The organism is Sulfurimonas sp. (assembly GCF_047622445.1).
Classification (GTDB): Bacteria; Campylobacterota; Campylobacteria; order Campylobacterales; family Sulfurimonadaceae; genus Sulfurimonas.
In genome coordinates this window covers 1-5,279 of the sequence record NZ_JBLHOE010000110.1, presented here as the reverse complement: position 1 = coordinate 5,279, position 5,279 = coordinate 1, and the positions used below count along the sequence as shown (strand labels likewise).

The window sequence follows — 5,279 nt, the reverse complement described above, 5'->3', positions numbered from 1 at the left end:
TTAGCTCTTAAAAAGGCTCCATCTAGGGCTACAAGATGATCTCCGATTAAAGCTAATCCTTTTAGCAGAAGTACGAAGTCTTTAAATACTTGCTTAAGTGCTTTAGGATTATTCTTTCTAAAGTCAGAAATAGTTTTATAAGTAGGTTATGGTAATAATTGCAAATATTGTGTTTGGTTTTGAGTTTTGAGTAACTTCTCTTTCTTGCTTTGAGTAGATAAACATAGGGATAATACCAAAAATAATGACAATTAGTAAAAAAATGCCGACTTCCAACATGCTTTAAATCCTTTTTTGATGAACATAACATTTAAGTATTGGCGCTTGCAATTTGTTATACTTTGTATGTCAATATAGCAAATACAATACCTAGCACTAAACACAATGGTGAAAAATATTTTGTATCATAAATTGCGAATTCTGTATTTTTAATTTTTTTAAAAAATCCAACAGCATTAAATTCACCTATAGCCCTTAGTATGAATATTATAGATAAAAATAATCCACTGTATTTATACACATTACTACTTTCAATTATCGTAAAATCATGAAATTGTAATGAATATGCGATATATGCAAAAATTATTAAAACAATACCAACAAAAAATGTTAATGGTTTACTTGGACTTAATAATAATTTTCCATCTTTTGTTGGCAAAGCTTTATCTAAGCCAATTAATCCACCAAAAGACCAATAAAAATGGAATACTCCGATCATTATCAATACAATTACAGTCATTGTTGCTATTAAATCCACTTAGTTCCTTTGTTAACGGTTGAATACAAGAATATGTTTCTTGTTCTCAACCTAATTTTTTTTTCAATATAATAGCAAAATTTTCTAATAAATAAAAATATTTTCGACCAAAGGAACATATTTTTATTGCTACGATTTGTTAGGATATTTTTTACATTGAAAGTATAAAAATAAAAGAAAAGAACCATTTCCTGCCATTTCTACACCTTTGTATAATGAGCCGTATATGTAATTTCTTCAGGATAGATTTGTGCAAATGTAACAAAATTAGGTGCAATAGCATATAGAGAAATGATAATGTTAATAAAGACAATAAAAGTTAATATCCACTTATTTATTTTACACTCCTAACTCTTTATTCAAGGAACACTAAAATCATTCCTTATAAAGTTAGAATGTTACTATTTTATGAGAATTTTCTATCTTTTTAAGAATTTCTAGATGTTGAGTTATTTCTCACATGAGATTCTACTTACGAAGATTCGAAGGGAAATTATTATATTTTTCTAGTGGCAGTTGAAGCTCAAGTAAGAAAAACCAAGGTAACAAGTTGCTAAAATACAATTACTATTATAGATAAATGGAGAAAATATGAATTTTTTTACAGCAGATTTTTGTGATGAGCATCCAGAGCTTACGGATGTTTTAAGTCATGATTTTAAAAATTATGGTGGAGCAATGAAGTGTCGTGGTGAAGTAGTCACAGTTAAACTAGATAAGAATAACTCTGAATTAATCAAATTACTTCGTGATGAAGATGGAACAGGAAAGATTGTTATAGTTGATGTAGAAAAAGAGTTTTTTGCGGTAGTCGGCGAAAACTTAATGAAATTTGCACAACAAAACAACTATTCAGGGATTATAGTGAATGGATATATAAGAGATACATTCCAGATTCAAGATATTCCAGTAGCTCTTTATGCTTTAGGGACGTGTCCTAGAAAGTACATTCCTGTTACTGAGGGCGTTAGAAATGTTCCTCTTTCTTTTGGTGGTGTTGATTTTAAAAATGGTGATTATGTCTATGCCGATACAGATGGTGTTATGGTAACGCACGAACCTCTGCACAATTAATCGTAAACAGAGTCCATATCAAAATCATCGTCTGGCTCTAGATTTGGCACAGAATCTAAAGAGTCTGGATTAACCTGGGCTCCTTTAAAATCATAGTTACTGCTTTTATAAAAAGTTCTCTCTCTTGAATATTTCTTTTCTTTTTCCATCTCTATCTTCAGTTGTTTTGCTGCTCTTTGCTTTGCTTCATTCTCACTTTTGTTAGTGCTTGAAGCTACTAACAATGAAAATGTAAATAACGTAAATATCACAATAATTTTCATCATAATTAACCTTTAAATACAAATACTATTATTATATAGAATTATAACTTAATTAAAAAGATAATAAATTAAAATTAGATTTGAAATATTAGTATATAATACGATTTATTTTAAAGGCAGTGATATTATGAACCGTAGAGATTTCTTAACAACAGCTACTACTACTTCAGCTGCCTTAGCGCTGAGTGGGTGTAACGAAAGTAATCGTCAAGCTATTGATTACTCTAAACAGCCCCAAGCAAAAAGCTCTCAAGAAAAAAGAGTAAATCACAACAAAAATAAAAAAACTATTATTAAACTTGCTACTAGTTGGCCTGCACATTTTCCTATCATGGGAATTGGAGTTGAGAAGTTTGCACAAAGAATCAAAGATATTAGCGGTGGTTCTTTAGAGATAAAAATTTATCCTAAAAATGTGTTAGTTCCTGCTCTTGCTGTTTTTGATGCGTGTAGTAGTGGTCAAATCGATGCTTTTCATTCTGGTCCTTATTATTGGAAAGGCAAAAATTCTGCTTTTTCACTGTATAGTGGCATCCCTTTTGGTTTTACCGCAGAAGAGATAAACTCATGGATGCTTTTTGGTGGTGGACTAGATCTTTGGCGTGAACAATACGCAAAGTATAACCTTTATCCATTTATGGGTGGAAATACTAACATTCAAATGGGTGGATGGTTCAGAAAGCCTTTAGAATCGCTTGAAGATATGAAAGGTCTCAAGATGCGTATTCCTGGTCTTGCTGGTGAAGTCTTTGCAAAAATGGGTGTAAATCCAATTCTTTTACCGGCTGGTGAAATCTATACTTCTCTAGAACGTGGTGTTATAGATGCTACTGAATGGGTGGGACCTGCGCTTGACATTAAGATGGGGTTCTACAAAGTTGCACCTTACTATTACTCTGGATGGCATGAACCGGGTTCTATTTTAGAACTTACATTTAACAAAGAATCTTGGGGAAAACTCTCATTCGAGCATCAAGCTATGATAGAAGTTGCTTCAAGTGAAATGAATTCAAACATGACTTATGAATTTCATGCCGAAAATATTCATGCACTCCAAAAGCTTCAAGAGCTTAATGTAAATGTAATGCAATACCCAAAAGATATTATTGACGCTGGAAAAATTGCATTAAGCGAAGTTATCGATGAATTAAGTTCTAAAAATAAAGATTTTCAAAAAGTGTATAATTCCATTGATAAACACTTACAGCTATCAAAACAATGGAGCGATACAAGCTTACGTTATTTCTTAAATGAGAGATAGATAAACAACTCTATATGGCATACATTTTGCTTAATATACATAACTAAAACACGAGAGACTATTTGATACAATTTTTTACTATTTTCATCCTACTTCAAAGCCTTCTTTTTGCTTCCTTTACTGGAACAATAATTGATAACAAAACATTAAATCCCATTGTTGGAGCCACTATAAGTGACTCTAAATCATCTGTTAAAAGCGATAGAAATGGCTGGTTTCATTTTGCAACTGATGATAATACATTTAATATTAAATCAGATAACTATGAAACGATTCTTGTAAAAAAGCTTGCTCTTAAGAAAAAATACAAGATGCAGCTAAAGAGTAACGGTATTGCCGTTGTAATTCCTGTTCCTTCTATACTTGTTCAAACTGATACGATTGTTGACGCAAAAACTTTGCAACCTATAGAAGGAGCTTTTGTTAGTGACTCTACGAACACTGTAAAAAGTAATAAAAATGGAAATTTTGATTTTTCTACAGAAGAAAAAATATTTCATATTAAAGCATATGGATATAAAGCACTTCACCTAAAAAAAGATTCTAATATTAGTAAATATGAACTAGAGCCAATCAATGTTAAAGCCCTATATCTAACGTTTTGGAGAGCGAGTGGCAATTCGGACGTAATGAAGAAAATTTTTAAAATCATTGAAGAAACTGAGGTAAATGCGATAGTTGTAGATATCAAAAACGAATACGGTTCTACACTTTATAAAACTTCATTTAAACAAGCTAACGGTTATGGTGCTCACAAAAACAGAACTAACAGAAACATCTCGAGATTTATGAAAATGATGAAAGATAGAGGTATCTATACAATAGCTAGAATTGTTACTTTTAAAGATGAAATTCAAGCATCCAATAATCCAGAATACGCGATTAAAAATCAAGCTGGTGAAATATGGAGAAACCATGACGATATGGCTTGGGTTGATCCTTATGATAGTAGAAGTCATGCCTATACTATACGAATGGCAGAAGAAGCCGCTAAAGTTGGATTTGATGAGATAAATTTTGACTACATTCGCTTTCCTGCAAAATCAGACTTAGTTTTCTCCAAAGAAAACACTCAAGAAAATCGCATAGAAGCGATTGGTACATTTTTAGACTCTGCAAAAAATAAACTTCGAAAATACGGTGTTTATATTTCAGTAGATACATATGGAAATATTCTCTGGACAAAGAAGGGTGACAACAATATTGGTCAAACAGTTACAAGTTTAGCCCAACATGCAGATTATTTAGCTCCTATGCTTTATCCATCAGGATTTGCAAGCGGTTCTTTTGGAAAAGAAAATCCATCGAGCCATCCTTTTATTGTTATTTACAGAAGTATTAAGCATATAGAAAAAATCATAGACCCTTCTCGAGTAAGACCATGGTTACAGTACTTTAAAGACTACTCACACACTCGAATGCATTACAAAAAACATGAAGTGACAGAACAGGTAAGAGCTGCGGAAAAAATGCAAACAAACGGATGGATGATGTGGTCACCATCGAGTAAGTACCATAAAGGTTATTTCAAGGCTAATAAGTAGATATTTTTAGCTTTTTTTTGTATTGCTTTTCATCACAAAGATACTTTTGGACAAAGGGATTGTACCTTCTATAGTATCTTTCACAAGGCTACCATCATATTTTATAGTAAAGTAATCACCATTATAAACCTTACCTGAGATAATTCCCATCCTTACTAAAGTATTTGCATTTTATTTTCTTCCATTTTATTTTTCTCCTTTTATATATTTGTTGTATAGTTTTTGATTCAAACTTGTCTTGATTTTTCAGGCCAATGAACGACCCCGACCCAAGGGTACGGAGTATCACTTACGTTTGAGCTTATAAGTCAAATAACAACTGACTAGTATGCACCTTTGTATATTTCTTTCCTTGGTCTTTCACATAATTTCTTATTGTT

6 protein-coding genes are annotated in these 5,279 nt (G+C 31.7%); 3 read left to right on the top strand and 3 right to left on the bottom strand.

The window, feature by feature from the left end:
* Window positions 1-135: 135 nt before the first annotated feature.
* On the bottom strand, window positions 136-279 hold the full coding sequence (locus ACI9TV_RS15720; protein WP_415251767.1) for a hypothetical protein: 144 nt from the start codon (window positions 277-279) through the stop codon (window positions 136-138).
* Between the two features lie 55 nt (window positions 280-334).
* On the bottom strand, window positions 335-757 hold the full coding sequence (locus ACI9TV_RS15715; RefSeq protein ID WP_415251766.1) for a DUF3995 domain-containing protein: 423 nt from the start codon (window positions 755-757) through the stop codon (window positions 335-337).
* Between the two features lie 591 nt (window positions 758-1,348).
* On the opposite strand from ACI9TV_RS15715, the gene rraA reads away from it, so the two are divergent.
* A complete protein-coding gene (rraA, locus tag ACI9TV_RS15710) occupies window positions 1,349-1,831 on the top strand; it encodes a ribonuclease E activity regulator RraA (protein WP_415251765.1) in 483 nt (160 codons plus the stop codon).
* Here rraA and ACI9TV_RS15705 read toward each other — a convergent pair.
* Complete coding sequence (locus ACI9TV_RS15705; protein WP_415251764.1) at window positions 1,828-2,097, bottom strand: hypothetical protein; 270 nt, start codon at window positions 2,095-2,097, stop codon at window positions 1,828-1,830. The two genes, rraA and ACI9TV_RS15705, sit on opposite strands and share 4 nt — an antisense overlap.
* 124 nt (window positions 2,098-2,221) lie before the next feature.
* On the opposite strand from ACI9TV_RS15705, the gene ACI9TV_RS15700 reads away from it, so the two are divergent.
* On the top strand, window positions 2,222-3,355 hold the full coding sequence (locus ACI9TV_RS15700) for a TRAP transporter substrate-binding protein (RefSeq protein WP_415251763.1): 1,134 nt from the start codon (window positions 2,222-2,224) through the stop codon (window positions 3,353-3,355).
* 62 nt (window positions 3,356-3,417) lie between these two features.
* A complete protein-coding gene (locus ACI9TV_RS15695) occupies window positions 3,418-4,899 on the top strand; it encodes a putative glycoside hydrolase (RefSeq protein WP_415251762.1) in 1,482 nt (493 codons plus the stop codon).
* Window positions 4,900-5,279 lie beyond the last annotated feature (380 nt).

What these genes read in the sequence shown, in the direction of transcription:
- ACI9TV_RS15720 (WP_415251767.1), bottom strand. Translation starts at nt 279, where the DNA reads ATGTTGGAAGTCGGCATTTTTTTACTAATTGTCATTATTTTTGGTATT.
- rraA (WP_415251765.1), top strand. Translation starts at nt 1,349, where the DNA reads ATGAATTTTTTTACAGCAGATTTTTGTGATGAGCATCCAGAGCTTACG.
- ACI9TV_RS15705 (WP_415251764.1), bottom strand. Translation starts at nt 2,097, where the DNA reads ATGATGAAAATTATTGTGATATTTACGTTATTTACATTTTCATTGTTA.
- ACI9TV_RS15700 (WP_415251763.1), top strand. Translation starts at nt 2,222, where the DNA reads ATGAACCGTAGAGATTTCTTAACAACAGCTACTACTACTTCAGCTGCC.